Origin of the sequence: Micromonospora sp. NPDC053740 (genome assembly GCF_040677775.1) — a bacterium.
In the GTDB taxonomy this organism is placed as follows: Bacteria; Actinomycetota; Actinomycetes; order Mycobacteriales; family Micromonosporaceae; genus Micromonospora; species Micromonospora alfalfae.
Genome location: NZ_JBFASO010000001.1, coordinates 106,705 through 120,096, shown reverse-complemented (window position 1 = coordinate 120,096; position 13,392 = coordinate 106,705). Strand labels below are relative to the sequence as shown.

The 13,392-nt window shown below is 71.8% G+C and carries 15 protein-coding genes; 6 read left to right on the top strand and 9 right to left on the bottom strand.

Going from position 1 to position 13,392, the window contains the following annotated elements; genetic code table 11:
* Positions 1-4: 4 nt before the first annotated feature.
* A complete protein-coding gene (locus AB0K35_RS00560) occupies positions 5-871 on the bottom strand; it encodes a metallophosphoesterase (protein WP_238669093.1) in 867 nt (288 codons plus the stop codon).
* A 140-nt stretch (positions 872-1,011) separates the two neighbouring features.
* Between AB0K35_RS00560 and AB0K35_RS00555 the strand changes: the two genes are divergently transcribed.
* Entirely contained in the window at positions 1,012-1,863 is an 852-nt protein-coding gene (locus AB0K35_RS00555) for an alpha/beta hydrolase (RefSeq protein WP_363882504.1), read from the top strand.
* A gap of 89 nt (positions 1,864-1,952) precedes the next feature.
* On the opposite strand, the gene AB0K35_RS00550 is transcribed toward AB0K35_RS00555, so the two are convergent.
* The 6 genes from AB0K35_RS00550 to AB0K35_RS00525 all read right to left on the bottom strand — a co-directional run bounded on the left by AB0K35_RS00550 (position 1,953) and on the right by AB0K35_RS00525 (position 7,569).
* Complete coding sequence (locus tag AB0K35_RS00550) at positions 1,953-2,969, bottom strand: acetylserotonin O-methyltransferase (RefSeq protein WP_238669096.1); 1,017 nt, start codon at positions 2,967-2,969, stop codon at positions 1,953-1,955.
* A gap of 42 nt (positions 2,970-3,011) precedes the next feature.
* Complete coding sequence (locus AB0K35_RS00545; protein ID WP_238669097.1) at positions 3,012-3,641, bottom strand: hypothetical protein; 630 nt, start codon at positions 3,639-3,641, stop codon at positions 3,012-3,014.
* A complete protein-coding gene (locus tag AB0K35_RS00540) occupies positions 3,638-5,044 on the bottom strand; it encodes a selenium-binding family protein (protein WP_238669098.1) in 1,407 nt (468 codons plus the stop codon). The genes AB0K35_RS00545 and AB0K35_RS00540 overlap by 4 nt, the downstream gene beginning before the upstream one ends.
* A 14-nt stretch (positions 5,045-5,058) precedes the next feature.
* Complete coding sequence (locus tag AB0K35_RS00535; RefSeq protein WP_363882501.1) at positions 5,059-5,790, bottom strand: ABC transporter ATP-binding protein; 732 nt, start codon at positions 5,788-5,790, stop codon at positions 5,059-5,061.
* Positions 5,763-6,488 (bottom strand): ABC transporter permease subunit, encoded by a 726-nt coding sequence (locus tag AB0K35_RS00530; protein WP_363882498.1) that lies wholly within the window; start codon positions 6,486-6,488, stop codon positions 5,763-5,765. The genes AB0K35_RS00535 and AB0K35_RS00530 overlap by 28 nt, the downstream gene beginning before the upstream one ends.
* A gap of 103 nt (positions 6,489-6,591) precedes the next feature.
* A complete protein-coding gene (locus AB0K35_RS00525) occupies positions 6,592-7,569 on the bottom strand; it encodes an aliphatic sulfonate ABC transporter substrate-binding protein (RefSeq protein WP_363882495.1) in 978 nt (325 codons plus the stop codon).
* Positions 7,570-7,746: 177 nt separating this feature from the next.
* On the opposite strand from AB0K35_RS00525, the gene AB0K35_RS00520 reads away from it, so the two are divergent.
* Positions 7,747-8,922, top strand: a complete 1,176-nt coding sequence (locus tag AB0K35_RS00520) for an LLM class flavin-dependent oxidoreductase (protein ID WP_363882492.1) — start codon at positions 7,747-7,749, stop codon at positions 8,920-8,922.
* 34 nt (positions 8,923-8,956) lie between these two features.
* Here the strand turns inward: AB0K35_RS00520 and AB0K35_RS00515 are convergent, their stop codons facing one another.
* Positions 8,957-9,502 carry a GNAT family N-acetyltransferase gene (locus AB0K35_RS00515; RefSeq protein ID WP_308193474.1) on the bottom strand — a complete coding sequence of 182 codons (546 nt, stop codon included), beginning with the start codon at positions 9,500-9,502 and terminating at the stop codon, positions 8,957-8,959.
* 46 nt (positions 9,503-9,548) lie between these two features.
* The gene (locus AB0K35_RS00510; protein ID WP_363882489.1) at positions 9,549-9,953 is read right to left on the bottom strand and encodes a hypothetical protein; all 405 of its coding nucleotides are present in this window, start codon (positions 9,951-9,953) and stop codon (positions 9,549-9,551) included.
* Between the two features lie 311 nt (positions 9,954-10,264).
* Here AB0K35_RS00510 and AB0K35_RS00505 point away from each other — a divergent pair, with 311 nt between their 5' ends.
* Genes AB0K35_RS00505 through AB0K35_RS00490 form a run of 4 tightly spaced genes read left to right on the top strand, consistent with a single transcriptional unit; the run spans position 10,265 to position 13,357 of the window.
* Positions 10,265-10,567 carry an urease subunit gamma gene (locus tag AB0K35_RS00505; protein WP_030335444.1) on the top strand — a complete coding sequence of 101 codons (303 nt, stop codon included), beginning with the start codon at positions 10,265-10,267 and terminating at the stop codon, positions 10,565-10,567.
* The gene (locus tag AB0K35_RS00500; RefSeq protein ID WP_112672927.1) at positions 10,564-10,911 is read left to right on the top strand and encodes an urease subunit beta; all 348 of its coding nucleotides are present in this window, start codon (positions 10,564-10,566) and stop codon (positions 10,909-10,911) included. The genes AB0K35_RS00505 and AB0K35_RS00500 overlap by 4 nt, the downstream gene beginning before the upstream one ends.
* Positions 10,908-12,611: an urease subunit alpha gene (locus AB0K35_RS00495; RefSeq protein ID WP_363882485.1), complete on the top strand. Its 1,704-nt coding sequence runs from the start codon at positions 10,908-10,910 to the stop codon at positions 12,609-12,611. The genes AB0K35_RS00500 and AB0K35_RS00495 overlap by 4 nt, the downstream gene beginning before the upstream one ends.
* Positions 12,611-13,357 (top strand): urease accessory UreF family protein, encoded by a 747-nt coding sequence (locus tag AB0K35_RS00490; protein WP_238669108.1) that lies wholly within the window; start codon positions 12,611-12,613, stop codon positions 13,355-13,357. Before AB0K35_RS00495 ends, AB0K35_RS00490 begins: the two co-directional genes overlap by 1 nt.
* Positions 13,358-13,392 lie beyond the last annotated feature (35 nt).

Sequence of the window (13,392 nt, the reverse complement as noted above, 5' to 3'; positions counted from 1 at the left end):
GTCGTCACCCGCTGACGGACGAGCGCCTGCGTACGTCGTCGGCCGGGTTGATCGTGCGTACCGGATCGGGCACCGGCGCGCGGGGCTGCCACTCGCGGGGGTAGCCGAGGGAGACCTCCTCGAACCGGACCCCGTCGTGGAACGTGGTGCGGGGGATGTGCAGGTGCCCGTACACCACTGTGGCCGCGCCGAAGCGCAGGTGCCAGTCGCTGGTGCGGACGGTGCCGCACCACTGGGCGAACAGCGGGTACCGCAGGACGTCGGTGGGTTCGCGCACCAGCGGGTAGTGGTTGACCAGCACCGTCGGCAGCGCCGGGTCGCGTTCGGCCAGCCGGCCTTCGGTCTCGGTGACCCGGGCCGCGCACCATGCCTCCCGGCTCGGGTACGGGTCGGGGTGCAGCAGCGCCTCGTCGGTGCACACCACCCCGGCCTCGTACGCCAGGGCCAGCGACTCCTGCTGGGTGCGTGCCTGCGGCACCCGGAACGTGTAGTCGTAGAGCACGAAGAGCGGGGCGATGGTCGCCGGGCCGCCGTCGCCGTCCCACACCGGGTACGGATCCTCCGGAGTGACCACCCCCAACCGTCGGCACATCCGCACCAGCTCGCGGTAACGCTCCGCACCGCGCACCGTGACCGGGTCGCGCGGTGGCGTCCACAGCTCGTGGTTGCCCGGCGCCCAGATGACCCGCGCGAACCGACTGCTCAGCAGCCCGAGCGCCCACTCGATGTCGGCGAACCGGTCGGCGACGTCACCGGCGACGAGCAGCCAGTCCCCGGCGTTGTCCGGGTGCAGGTCCTGCACGAACGCGCGGTTCTGCGGGTGCCCGACGTGCAGGTCGCTGACGGCCCGTAGCCGGGGCGGAAGGTTCACCTCCCGAGGTTAGGACGGCAGAGGGTGGTCGCGGAACCTCTGCGCCTGCCGTTCGGGCCGATCCGACGGCCCGCATATCCGGCGACCCGACGGGAAAGCGCGGGGCGTCCGACAGCCCGAGACCGGAGCAGGAGTAAAACATGCCTTTCATCACCGTGGGGACGGAAAACTCCGCGCCCATCGACCTGTACTACGAGGACCACGGTTCCGGTAAGCCGGTGGTGCTGATCCACGGCTTCCCGTTCAACGGCGCGACCTGGGAGAAGGAGACCACCGCGCTGCTCAACGCCGGATACCGGACGATCACCTACGACCGGCGCGGTAACGGCAACTCCGCCCAGCCGGCGTTCGGGTACGACTACAACACGTTCGCGGCGGACCTTGACGTGTTGATGACCGAGTTGGACCTGAACGAGGTGACCCTGATCGGTCACTCGATGGGCACCGGTGAGGTGGTCCGCTACCTCGGTAACTACGGCTCGCAGCGGGTCAGCCGGGCCGTGCTGCTCAGCCCGTTGCAACCGATGCTGGCCAAGGCGAGCGACAACCCGGAGGGCGTCGACCGGAGCCTGTTCAAGGGTTTCCAGGACGCCATCATCAAGGACCGCTTCGCCTACCTGACGTCCTTCTGTGACGCGTTCTTCAACCCGGACCAGAACATGGGCAAGCGGGTCAGCGAGGAGGCGTACCGGGCGCACTGGCAGATCGGCGCGATGGCCTCCGGTAAGGCCACCCACGACAGCGTGGACGCCTGGCAGGAGGACTTCCGCCAGGACCTGCCGAAGATCAACATTCCGGTGTTGATCGTGCAGGGTGACCAGGACCGGGTGCTGCCCTACCCGGTGACCGGTCAGCGCCTCGGGCCGATGATGCCGACCGGCACGCTCGTCACGCTCAAGGGCGCGCCGCACGGCATTCCGTGGACCCACGCCGACGAGGTCAACAAGGCGATCATGGACTTCATGAAGCAGCCGGCGAAGGCTCGCGCCTGACCCGTACCGGTAGCCGATCGGACGCCAGCGCCGTGAGGCGCCGCGGCACCCGGCCCACGGTTCGCACCGGGGCCGGGTGTCGTCGTCGGTCAGGCCCGGCGGGCCACCACAGCGCCGTTGGCGCCGGGCGCGTCGAACGGCACGGTACGCACGTCGACGAAGCCGGCGTCGGTGAGCCAGGCCGCGTACTCGGCGCCCGAGTAGTTCCGCCCGCCCTCGGTCTCGACAAGCATGTTCATCCCCATCAGGGCCGCCTCGGGCGGCCCGGTGCGCTCGTCGTTGAGCAGCAGTTCACAGACGACGATCGCCCCGCCGGGTGGCAACGCCGCGTGGCACCGGGCCAGTAACGCCCGGTTCGTCGGCTCGTCCCAGTCGTGCAGGATCATGCTGAGCAGGATGACGTCGTGCCCGTCCGGTAGCGCCGGGTCGGCGAGGAAATCACCGGCCACGGCGTCGATCCGCCCGGTCAGGCCGGCCTCAGCGATCCGCTCCCGGGCTCGGACGCAGACATGCGGCAGATCCAGGACGGTCGCCCGCAGCTCGGGCAGACGGCGGCAGAACTCGATCGGGAACGCGCCCGCCCCGCCGCCCACGTCGAGCAGCCGGCGGTGCGCGGAGAAGTCGTAGGCGTCGGCCAACGCGCTGGCGGTGAAGCTGGACGTGGAGAACATCGCGTCCCAGAACTGCGCCAGCATCTGCGGGTCCTCGGTGTCGAACATCGACTGTTGGGACTCCGGATCCCAGGTCAACGGCCGATCCGTGCGCAGGGCCTCGCCGATGCGGTGCCAGGGCAGGTAGGTGCGCAGGTCCGAGTAGCGAACCTGCGCCCCGAAGTAGTACGGGCGACCCTCGACCAGGAACTGCTCGGCCAACTCCGAGTTGCGGTAACCGTCGCCGGCCTTCTCCAACAGGCCGAGCGACGCACAGGCGGCCAGCAGCAGGTCCGCGGGCCGGTCGGGCAACCCGAACTCGGCGGCGGCCTGCTCGACGGTCATCGTCCGCCCGCCGGCCAACCGGGTGAACAGGCCGAGTTCAACGCCGACCGCGAGGGTCTTGAACCCCCACACACCGGCCACCAGACGCATGAGGGGAGTCGGGGTGATCACCAGGACATGAGATCACACATCACACGTTTCCACGATGGATGGTCACGCCCGGATCAGCGTCACCAACCCCGCGGCCACCAGCACCCCGGCCCACAGCCGGTCCACGTTGAACCAGGCCCGACGCAGCACACCGACCCCGAACACCTGATAGACCAGCAACGCGACGACCAGGGCAACGCCGAGCATGGCCACCGTGTGCACCCCGGCCGCCGCGATGCCGGACAGCGCACCCACCGGCGCGGCGGCCAGGTGCCCGGAGTGACCCCCGGACACCGGCTCGGCCACCAGCACCGGCAACAGCATTAGCCCGGCGCCGTGCGCCGACGACATCAGGAACGACCAGCCGGCGAGCTGCGCCGCGGACAGCCGCATCCCCGCCCAGCGGAAGTGCCGCTCGGAGAGCAGCCGCCACAGCCCGAAGGCGACCAGCAGCACACCGCCGACCACCGCGAGAGCGGTGCTCGCCGTCACCGACCGGGTGGCGGCGACCAACGCGGCGACGATGGCCACCGAAGCGAGATGCCCAGCCGCGATCGGCGGCAGGGCGCGCAGCAGCGCCAGCCGGTTGCGCTCCTGGAGACCCCGGGCCACCGCGAACAGCCACCCCATCGCCGGGTTCAGACCATGGAACGCGCCGAGCGCGGCGAGCGTCGCCAGTGTGGTGACGGTCATGGAAAGCAGTACGAGTCTGAGGACGCGTCGCCGCCCTGCAACCGGGTCTGGTGCACCCGCAGGCCGCGGAACTCCTCCCCGTGCGGGAAGAACCGCTCATCCGGGGTCAGCCCACCGGCGTCCACGTCGACGTCGAGCTTCGCCAGCCAGGCGCCCACCCCGTCGGGGTAGAACTGGTCGTCCCACGCGCCGTAGAGCGAGTTGCTGACGTAGACCCGCCGGCCGTCGCGGCTCACCTCCACCATCTGCGGGCCACCGGCCAACGCCTCGTCCGGCGCGGACGGGTGCGCGGTCCGGCGGACGATCCCGCCGAGGTGCACCGAGCCCGTCTGCACCGGGTGCAGGGGGTCGCTGACGTCGTACTGGCGCAGCTCACCGGTGCCCCAGCAGGAGACGTAGAGGAACCGGTCGTCCACCGACAGGTCGATGTCGGTCACCAGTGGCGGCACCGCCCCGAACGGCTTGAGCAGGTCGGGCAGCTTCGCCGGATCGGCCGGCTCGGCCGGGATGTCGATCACCTTGGTGACCGCCCAGGCGTCCCCGTCGCGATGCCACAACCAGATCGAGGCGGACAGGTCCTCGACGCTGATCACCACCCCGACGAACCCGTACGACTTCGTCGGGTCGTGCGCCGGCCGCAGCTCCAGCGGCATCTGATACTGGTCACCGAGATCGACCCGTTGCACGTGCCGGCGTTTCGCCAGGTCCCAGAAGTGGATGGCGTGCCCGTAGCGACGGCCCAGCAGCAACTCGCCGATGATGCCGTCCTCGATCATCGACGGGGTGCCCCACTCGCTGGTGACCAGCACGTCCTGGGTCAGGTGCCACCACACGTCGTACGCCAGGAACTGCGGACCCCGGTCGGCCTCCCACGCCCCGCGTACCTCGAACGTGGTGTGATCGAGGATGGCGATGCCACCGGGACCCTCCTCGCCGTCCGCGCCGCCCAGAGCGGAGAGATAGATGCCGTCCGGGCCACAGTGCACAGTGTGCGGCCGCGAGTAGCCGGCCCGCTTCGCCAGCTCCTCCGCCCCGATCACCTTGACGATCTGCGGCTGGCGCGGATCAGGCTGAGTGTCGAGCACGTGGATGCGTGACGACCGCAGGCCGGGCACGATCAGGTAGCGCCGCTCGACGTGCGGGTGCGGGGCGGTCGGGCAGAGCGCGCTGCTGCACGCGTTCCAGCCGAAGTGGTGCAGCTCGTCACCGACGTACGGCAGGTCGGTCCAGCCGACGACCCGGCCGTAGTCGGCCGAGTCGGGGTCGGTGTCCAGCACCACGATGGCGTCCGGACGGCTGGCCGTCCGGTCGAAGGCCGCCACGTAGGCGAGCTTCTCCGCCGGTGCGGTCACCGCCTCGCGGGGCGAGGGGTAGAACGTGGGATCGGGAGTCCAGCGGGTCATCACAGCTCCGCTCGTCAGGTGGTGGGGACGCCAAGTCGGTCGAGCAGGTGGCGGCGCAGCGCGCCGAAGGCCGGGTCGTCCGGGGTGCGGATGGGGCCGAGGTCGACGGGTAGCTCCGCGGCGATGCGGCAGTCGTCGAGGAGCAGGATCCGGTCGGCGAGCAGCAGCGCCTCCTCCACGTCGTGGGTGACCAGCAGGGCGGCGAAGCCGTGCTCGGCGCGCAGCCGGCGCAGCAGGATCTGCATCCGCAGTCGGGTCAGCGCGTCCAGCGCGCCGAACGGCTCGTCGAGCAGCAGCAGGTCCGGTTCGCGGACCAGAGCCCGCGCCACTGCCACCCGCTGCGCCTGCCCGCCGGACAACTCGGCCGGCCAGGCGCGGTGCCGCTCGGCGAGACCGACCTCGGCCAGCGCCCGCCGGATCCGCCCCGGGCCGTCCACGCCGGACAGCCCGAGCCCCACGTTGTCCGCCACCCGTTTCCACGGCAGCAACCGGTGTTCCTGGAAGACCACGGCGGCGGTGCCGTGTACGACGCTCGTCCCGCTGGCCTCGCCGTCCAACCCGGCGAGAATCCGCAGGAGCGTGCTCTTGCCGGAACCACTGCCGCCCAGCAGGGCCACCACCTCACCCCGGGCGATGCTCAGGTCGACCCCGGCCAGCACGACCGTCGGCCCGAACGCCCGGCGCACCGCGTGCGCGGTCAGCACCGGCTCCGCGCCGGTCAGGTGGCCCGCAGTCCGCGACGCCATGTCAACATCCTCCTCTCCAGTACGCGCAACGCACTGTCGGATATCAGCCCGAGAAGGGCGTAGACGAGCAGGCCGAGCACCACCACGTCGGTCTGGCTGAACTCCCGCGCCTCCATCATCAGAAAGCCGATCCCGGTCTGGGCGTTGACCTGCTCGCCGACGACCAGGCTGAGCCAGGCCGCGCCGATCGCCAGCCGCAGGCCGAGGAAGAGCGACGGCAGCGCGCCGGGCAGCACCACGTGGCGCAGCCGGGCGGCCTGGCCCAGACCACAGGTACGGGCCGCCTCCACCAGCCGTTCGTCGATGTCCCGGATGCCGGCGTAGGTGTTGAAGTAGATGGGGAAGAACGCGCCCAGCGCCACCAGGCTGATCTTCAGTGATTCGCCGATGCCGACCCAGATGATCAGCAGCGGCACCAGCCCGAGGTGCGGCAGCATCCGGGCCATCTGCACCGGCGGGTCGACCAGGTCGTCACCGAGCCGCAGCAGCCCGGCCACGGTGCCCAGGGCCAGGGCCAGGAGACCTCCGATCAGCAGGCCCGCCCCGGCGCGGGTGAGGGAGTCCAGCAGGTGGATGCCGAGTGTTCCGTCCCGGCTGAGCCGCAAGCCGGTGGCCAGGACGTCGCTGGGCGCGGGCAGCTTCTCGGCCGCCAGCAGCCCGGTCCGCGCGGCCAACTCCCAGCCCAGGACCAGCGCCACCGGGCTCACCACCCGCCGCCAGCGCCGGGCCGGCCGCTGATGACGGGGTACGACCGGCACCGCGCCGTGACCTCGTCGGGCGCCTCGACGAGGCTGGTACGACTCACTGGAACACCTCGTTGAACCGACCGTCGACCCGGGATCGAAGGTCGACCGGCCCCGGGATGAGTTCCAGGGCGATGAAGCTGTCGGTGATCGCCTGAAGTTCGTCGCCGATGGCCGGGGTGACCGGGGCGAGGGGCCTGGCGCTGCGGGCCAGCGCGCGGCTGGTGACGTCCTGCGGGATCTTCAGCTCCGGTGCGAGGGTGCTGGCTCGCTCCTCGGGGTGGGCGATGCCCCAGTCGGTCACCTCGCGGTAGCGCTGGAGGAACGCCCGGATCTCGTCCGAGCGCTTGTCGACCGCCCGGGGCGCGGCCAGGACGTACTCACGGTTGCTGGCCAGGCCCGTCGCGTCGGCGAGCACCTGGACCCCCGGCTGCTCGGCCAGCGCGAAGTACGGGTCCCAGATCACCCAGGCGTCGATCTGGCCGCCGTCGAACGCGGGCCGCCCCTCGGCGGGCTTGAGGTACTTGACCTGGATGTCCTTCAGGGTCATGTGGTTCGCCTCCAGCAGCCGGACCAGCAGCCAGTGCACGTTGGACCCCTTGTTCAGGGCCACCGTCCTGCCCTTGAGGTCGGCGAAGCTGCGGTAGCCCCGATCGGCCTTGACCAGCACGGCCTCGCCCTGCGGGATCGGCGCCGAGGTGCCGATGATGGAGAACGGGATCTTTCCGGCGGCGGCGAAGACGGGCGGCGCCTCGCCGACCTGTCCGATGTCGATCGAGCCGGCCTTGAGCGCTTCGGTGAGCGCCGGACCGCTCTCGAACAACGACCACTGCACATCCGGTGCGGCGTCGCGCGCCTTGACCAGGCTCAGCCCGCCGAAGCGCTGGTAGCCGATCCGGAGCTTGCCCGGCGCGGCGTCAGCATCGGCGGACCCGCCGCACCCGCTGACCGCGACCGTGGCGAGCACCGCCACGGTGGTGAGCGCGGCCGTCAGCAGGCGGCGATGCGGGGGGTGGCTCGTCGACGGGGTGGGCATGGCGGCTCCTCGGGTCGGGCAGGGCGGGGTGGCGACGCATCGACCGGTGTCGGCGCCTGAAGTAGCCTACTAACCCGATAGGTTTTATGGGTAGGCTGTCGGCGGGATCGTCCCACCCCTCAGGAGGTGCCCGCGTCACCGCGTGCGCCGACCGCCCCGCCGACGGAAAGAGCCGCGATGACCCTCACCTTCCACTGGTTCCTGCCCACCAACGGCGACAGCCGGGACATCGTCGGCGGCGGACACGGTGTACCGACCGGCGCCGCCGGAGGCGCACGCCCCGCCAGCGTGGCGTACCTCGGACAGATCGCGCGCAGCGCCGAGCAACTCGGCTTCGTCGGCGCGCTCACCCCCACCGGCGCCTGGTGCGAGGACGCCTGGCTCAGCACCGCGATGCTCACCGAGGTGACCGAGCGACTCAAGTTCCTGGTCGCCTTCCGACCCGGGCTGCTGGCCCCCACCCTCGCTGCCCAGATGGCCTCCACCTTCCAGCGGTTGTCCCGGGGCCGGCTGCTGCTCAACGTCGTCACCGGCGGCGAGTCGCAGGAGCAGCGGGCCTACGGCGACTTCCTGGACAAGGACGCCCGGTACGCGCGGGCCGACGAGTTTCTACACGTGGTGCGCGCGCTCTGGCGCGGCGAGACAGTCGACCACGACGGCACCCACGTACGCGTCGAACAGGCCCGGCTGCACCGGCTGCCCGACCCGGTGCCACCGGTCTACTTCGGTGGGTCCTCCGCGGCCGCCCTCCCGGTGGCGGTGCGGCACAGCGACGTCTACCTCACCTGGGGCGAACCACCAGCCCTGGTCGCCGACAAACTGGAGCGGGTTCGGGCGTTGGCCGCCCGCTCCGGACGGGAGTTGCGCTTCGGCATCCGGCTGCACGTCATCGCGCGCGATACCGCCGAACAGGCGTGGGGGCAGGCCCAGCGCCTGCTCGACGGGGTCGCCGAGGCTGACATCCGGGCCGTGCAGGAGGGCCTGCGCCGCAGCGAGTCCGAGGGGCAGCGCCGGATGCTCGACCTGCACGGTGGCTCCCGCGACGGGCTGGAGGTCGCGCCCAACCTGTGGGCGGGCGTCGGGCTGGTCCGTGGCGGGGCCGGCACCGCCCTGGTGGGCAGTCATGCCGAGGTCGCCGACCGGATCGCCGAGTACCACGCGCTCGGCATCGACGAGTTCATCCTCTCCGGCTACCCGCACCTGGAGGAGGCGTACTGGTTCGGTGAGGGCGTGCTGCCGATCCTGCGCGACCGTGGGCTGTGGCGGCACCCCGACGGCCAACCAGGGGCCGCCGACCACGTCGACGTCCCGTTCGCCGGCGTGCCAGCGCCGCAGCCCGCCGGAGCCCGCTGACCGACCGACCCGCGGCAACCGGCGCCACGGCCGCTCACAGGTCCATCGCGTAGACCCGGACCTGACGGCCGGTGTCCGGCTGCACGGTCTCGCGTTCCAGCGACATGCCCAGCTTGACCATCACCCGCGCGGACGCCTCGTTGCCGACGACGTGGATGCTGACCAGCCGCCGCAGGTCGAGCGTGGCACGGGTGTGGGCGACAACGGCCCGGGCCGCCTCGGTGGCCAGGCCCCGACCCCAGTACGCGCGGCCGAGCCGCCAGCCGATCTCCACGGCCGGCATGATCTCGGGCAGGAAGGTCGGCACCGCCAGTCCGGTGAAACCGGCCAGCTCGCCGGTCTCTCTGACCTCCACCGCGTACAGGCCGAAGCCGTGCTCGTCCCACTGCCGCTGATAGGTGGCCAGACGCTCCGCGGTCGCGGCCCGGTCCAGGGTGCGGCCGTCATGGATGTAGCGCATCACCTCGGGCTGCGCGTTGACGGCGGCGAACCCGTCCAGATCATCGCTTCGCATGCGGCGCAACAGCAGCCGCGGAGTTTCCAGGGACGTGGCATCAGGGGAGCTTTTCGGGTCAGGCACCTCCCCTTCGTAGCATTTCGGCGCCCACGGGGGCGACGGGACGTCTCTAGGCGGAGCGGCCGGCGAACCGCTGGCCGACCCGCCGCCCGGCGAGGCTCACCAGCGTGCTGCCGACAGCCATCCCGACCAGCACCAGAATCCCGCCGACCACCCACAGCCCGCTGTCGTCGGTCCCGGCGGCCCGCCACGACCAGACCGCCGTGAACGCCACAGTCATCACCGGCGCCACCAGCCACGGACTGAGCCGCGTCCCGGCGAGCGCGGCCAGCAGCACCAGCGTCAGCACGCAGCCGATCACCTGCCACGCCTCGTACGGGCCGCTGCTCGCGCCGGTCTGCGCGTCGACCGTGTACCGGGTGTCCCAGCCCAGCCAGAGGATCCACGCACCGACCGTGGCCGCCGCCAGAAACAGAACACCGAGCAGTGCGCGGGTACCCCTCGTCGCCGTCATCGGGCGATCATGCCCTGCCTGCCGCCGCACCGGAACACGGACCGGCACCCGGCACCATCCCTGATGGCTGTTGCCTCGGTCGGTGGCGATCCTCTACGGTCTGCTCAGCGGTGGGCGGTGCGGTCCGCATCCGACCCGACACCGCCGGTTGCCCGTCGTGCGGGCCGGGATGGTGGAATCCCGGGTCGCCCCGTCGGCGGTGACCCGGCGGTCGTGTGACTCCCAGCTCGTCCCCTCGGGTCCTGTTGCCCGGGTGGCTCCGTGTGGAGCCGACGGCGAGCCGGGGCACGCCGACCCACCGGGAGAGCCCCGTGTTCCTCAGCCCGCACGAGCAGGACCGCCTGCTCGTCCACGTCGCGGCAGATGTCGCCCGCGCCCGCCGCGAACGCGGCCTGCGCCTCAACTACCCCGAAGCCGTCGCGGTGATCACCGCGTTCCTCCTCGAAGGTGCCCGCGACGGGCGGTCGGTGGTCGACCTGATGTCCGCCGGCCGGGCGGTGCTCGGCCGCGACGACGTCCAGGACGGCATCCCCGAGCTGCTGAGGGAGGTGCAGGTGGAGGCGACCTTCCCGGACGGCACCAAGCTCGTGACCGTGCACCACCCGATCCCATGATCCCCGGGGAGATCCTGCCGGCGGCGGACCCGGTCGAGATCAACGTGGGGCGTCCGGTGACCACGGTGCTCGTGGTCAACACCGCCGATCGCCCGGTGCAGGTCGGCTCGCATTACCACTTCGCCGAGGCCAATCCGGCGCTGTCGTTCGACCGGGGCGCGGCCTGGGGACAACGGCTCGCCGTTCCGGCCGGCACCTCGGTCCGGTTCGAGCCGGGCATCAACCGCAGCGTCGACCTCGTGCCACTTGGCGGCGCACGCGTCGTGCCGGGCCTGCGCGCAGAGTGCGCCGGACCGTTGGACCCGTCGCCGCACGCGGTCACGGCCGACGGGTCGCCGCGGTGAGCGCCGTGCGGCGGGACCGCTACATCGACCTGTACGGACCGACGACCGGTGACCGGATCCGACTGGCCGACACCAACCTGCTGATCGAGGTGGAGACCGACCACTGCGTGGGAGGCGACGAGGCGGTCTTCGGCGGCGGGAAGGTGATCCGCGAGTCGATGGGGCAGTCCCGTGCCACCCGCGCCGAGGGGGCGCTGGACACCGTCATCACCGGCGCTGTGGTGCTCGACCACTGGGGCGTGGTCAAGGCCGACGTGGGGCTGCGCGACGGGCGCATCGTGGCGCTCGGCCGGTCCGGCAACCCGGACACCATGCCCGGTGTCCACCCCGACCTGGTCATCGGCCCGTCGACCGAGGTGATCGCGGGCAACGGTCGGATCCTCACCGCCGGAGCTGTCGACACCCATGTGCACTTCATCTGCCCGCAGATCGTCACCGAGGCGCTGGCCAGTGGCATCACCACGATGGTCGGCGGTGGCACCGGGCCGGCCGAGGGGACCCGCGCGACAACTGTCACCCCGAACGCCTGGCACCTGGCCCGGATGCACGAGGCACTGGACACCATGCCGGTCAACGTGCTGCTGCTCGGCAAGGGCAACACCGTCTCCAGTGAGGCGCTGTGGGAACAGTTGCGGGCCGGCGCGGGCGGTTTCAAGCTGCACGAGGACTGGGGCACCACACCGGCGGCGATCGACGCGTGCCTGCGGGTGGCGGACGCGTCCGGGGTCCAGGTGTCGATCCACACCGACACGCTCAACGAGGCCGGGTTCGTCGCCGACACCCTGCGGGCGATCGGTGGACGGGCGATCCACTCGTACCACACCGAGGGAGCCGGTGGCGGGCACGCGCCGGACATCATCACAGTGGCCAGCGAACCGAACGTGCTGCCGTCGTCGACCAACCCGACCCGGCCGTACACCGCAAACACCCTGGCCGAGCACCTGGACATGTTGATGGTCTGCCACCATCTCAATCCGTCCGTCCCGGAGGACCTGGCCTTCGCCGAGAGTCGGATCCGACCGTCCACGATGGCGGCCGAGGACCTGCTGCACGACCTCGGCGCGATCTCGATCATCGGCTCGGACGCGCAGGCGATGGGCCGGGTCGGCGAGGTGATCATGCGGACCTGGCAGAGCGCCCACGTGATGAAGGACCGGGTCGGCGCCCTGCCGGGTGACGGGCCCGCCGACAACAACCGGGCCCGACGGTACGTGGCGAAATACACCATCTGCGCGGCGATGGCCAACGGCCTGGAACGGGAGGTCGGCTCGGTCGAACCGGGCAAGCTCGCCGACCTGGTGCTGTGGGACCCGGCGTTCTTCGGCGTACGGCCGCACCTGGTGCTCAAGGGCGGCATGATCGCGTACGCCCAGATGGGCGACGCCAACGCCTCGATCCCGACACCGCAGCCGATGCTGCCGAGGCCGATGTTCGGGGCGTACGGCGCAGCGGCGGCCGCCACCAGCCTGGCCTTCGTGGCCCCGGCGGCCCTGGACGCCGGACTCCGCCTCGACGTGCGTCGCCGGGTGGTGCCGGTGAGCGACGTACGGTCGCGGGGCAAGGCCGACCTGCCGGAGAACAACGCGATGCCGCGCATCGAGGTGGACCCGGACACCTTCACCGTGCGGATCGACGGGCAGGTGGTGGAGCCGGACCCGGTGACCCGGCTGCCGATGGCCCAGCGGTACTTCCTGTTCTGATGGCGACGCCGAGCCTGCTGTTGCTGTTGGCCGACGGGCGCTTCCCGGCCGGGGCGCACGCGCACTCCGGTGGTCTGGAGGCGGCCGTCGCCGCCGGCCGGGTCACCGACCTGACCTCGTTGGAGGCGTTCCTGGCCGGACGGCTGGCCACCGCCGGTCTTGTCGGCGCGGCGTTCGCGGCGGCCGCACACCGGGTGGCGATGCCCGAGACGGTCGGCTCGGCGCACCCGGCCCGGTCCGCCCGACCATCGGACGCGCCGGTCGGGTCTCCCGCTCGGTCGGGGGCGCTGGCCCGGCTCGACGCGGAGCTGGACGCGCGTACCGCCGCCCCGGCGTTGCGGGCGGTCTCGCGCCGGCAGGGCCGGGCGCTGCTGCGAGCCGGCCGGTCCATCTGGTCGGACGCCCCGTTCGCCGACCTGCCCGCGACGCCAGGTGGCGCGCACCAACCGCTGGTGCTCGGGCTGCTCTGCGCTGCGGCCGGGTTGTCCCGCGTCGAGACCGCCACGATCGCCGCGTACGGGACGTTGACCGGGGCGGCCAGCGCCGGTGTACGTCTGCTCGGCCTCGATCCGTACCAGGTCCAGGCCCTGCTTGTCGGCCTGGCCGACGCCTGCGACGGCACTGCCGCCGACGCGGCGCGGGCCGCCGATGACCCACCGGAGCGGCTGCCGGCCGCCGCCGCCCCACTTGCCGACATCCATGCCGAAATCCATGCCACCTGGGAGGTGCGTCTCTTTGCGTCCTGACACCGTTGTGCCGAGCGCTGTGCCCGCCGTCGAAC

What these genes read in the sequence shown, in the direction of transcription:
- AB0K35_RS00510 (WP_363882489.1), bottom strand. Translation starts at nt 9,953, where the DNA reads ATGACGGCGACGAGGGGTACCCGCGCACTGCTCGGTGTTCTGTTTCTG.
- AB0K35_RS00525 (WP_363882495.1), bottom strand. Translation starts at nt 7,569, where the DNA reads ATGCCCACCCCGTCGACGAGCCACCCCCCGCATCGCCGCCTGCTGACG.
- AB0K35_RS00520 (WP_363882492.1), top strand. Translation starts at nt 7,747, where the DNA reads ATGACCCTCACCTTCCACTGGTTCCTGCCCACCAACGGCGACAGCCGG.
- AB0K35_RS00490 (WP_238669108.1), top strand. Translation starts at nt 12,611, where the DNA reads ATGGCGACGCCGAGCCTGCTGTTGCTGTTGGCCGACGGGCGCTTCCCG.
- AB0K35_RS00555 (WP_363882504.1), top strand. Translation starts at nt 1,012, where the DNA reads ATGCCTTTCATCACCGTGGGGACGGAAAACTCCGCGCCCATCGACCTG.
- AB0K35_RS00535 (WP_363882501.1), bottom strand. Translation starts at nt 5,790, where the DNA reads ATGGCGTCGCGGACTGCGGGCCACCTGACCGGCGCGGAGCCGGTGCTG.
- AB0K35_RS00545 (WP_238669097.1), bottom strand. Translation starts at nt 3,641, where the DNA reads ATGACCGTCACCACACTGGCGACGCTCGCCGCGCTCGGCGCGTTCCAT.
- AB0K35_RS00500 (WP_112672927.1), top strand. Translation starts at nt 10,564, where the DNA reads ATGATCCCCGGGGAGATCCTGCCGGCGGCGGACCCGGTCGAGATCAAC.
- AB0K35_RS00540 (WP_238669098.1), bottom strand. Translation starts at nt 5,044, where the DNA reads ATGACCCGCTGGACTCCCGATCCCACGTTCTACCCCTCGCCCCGCGAG.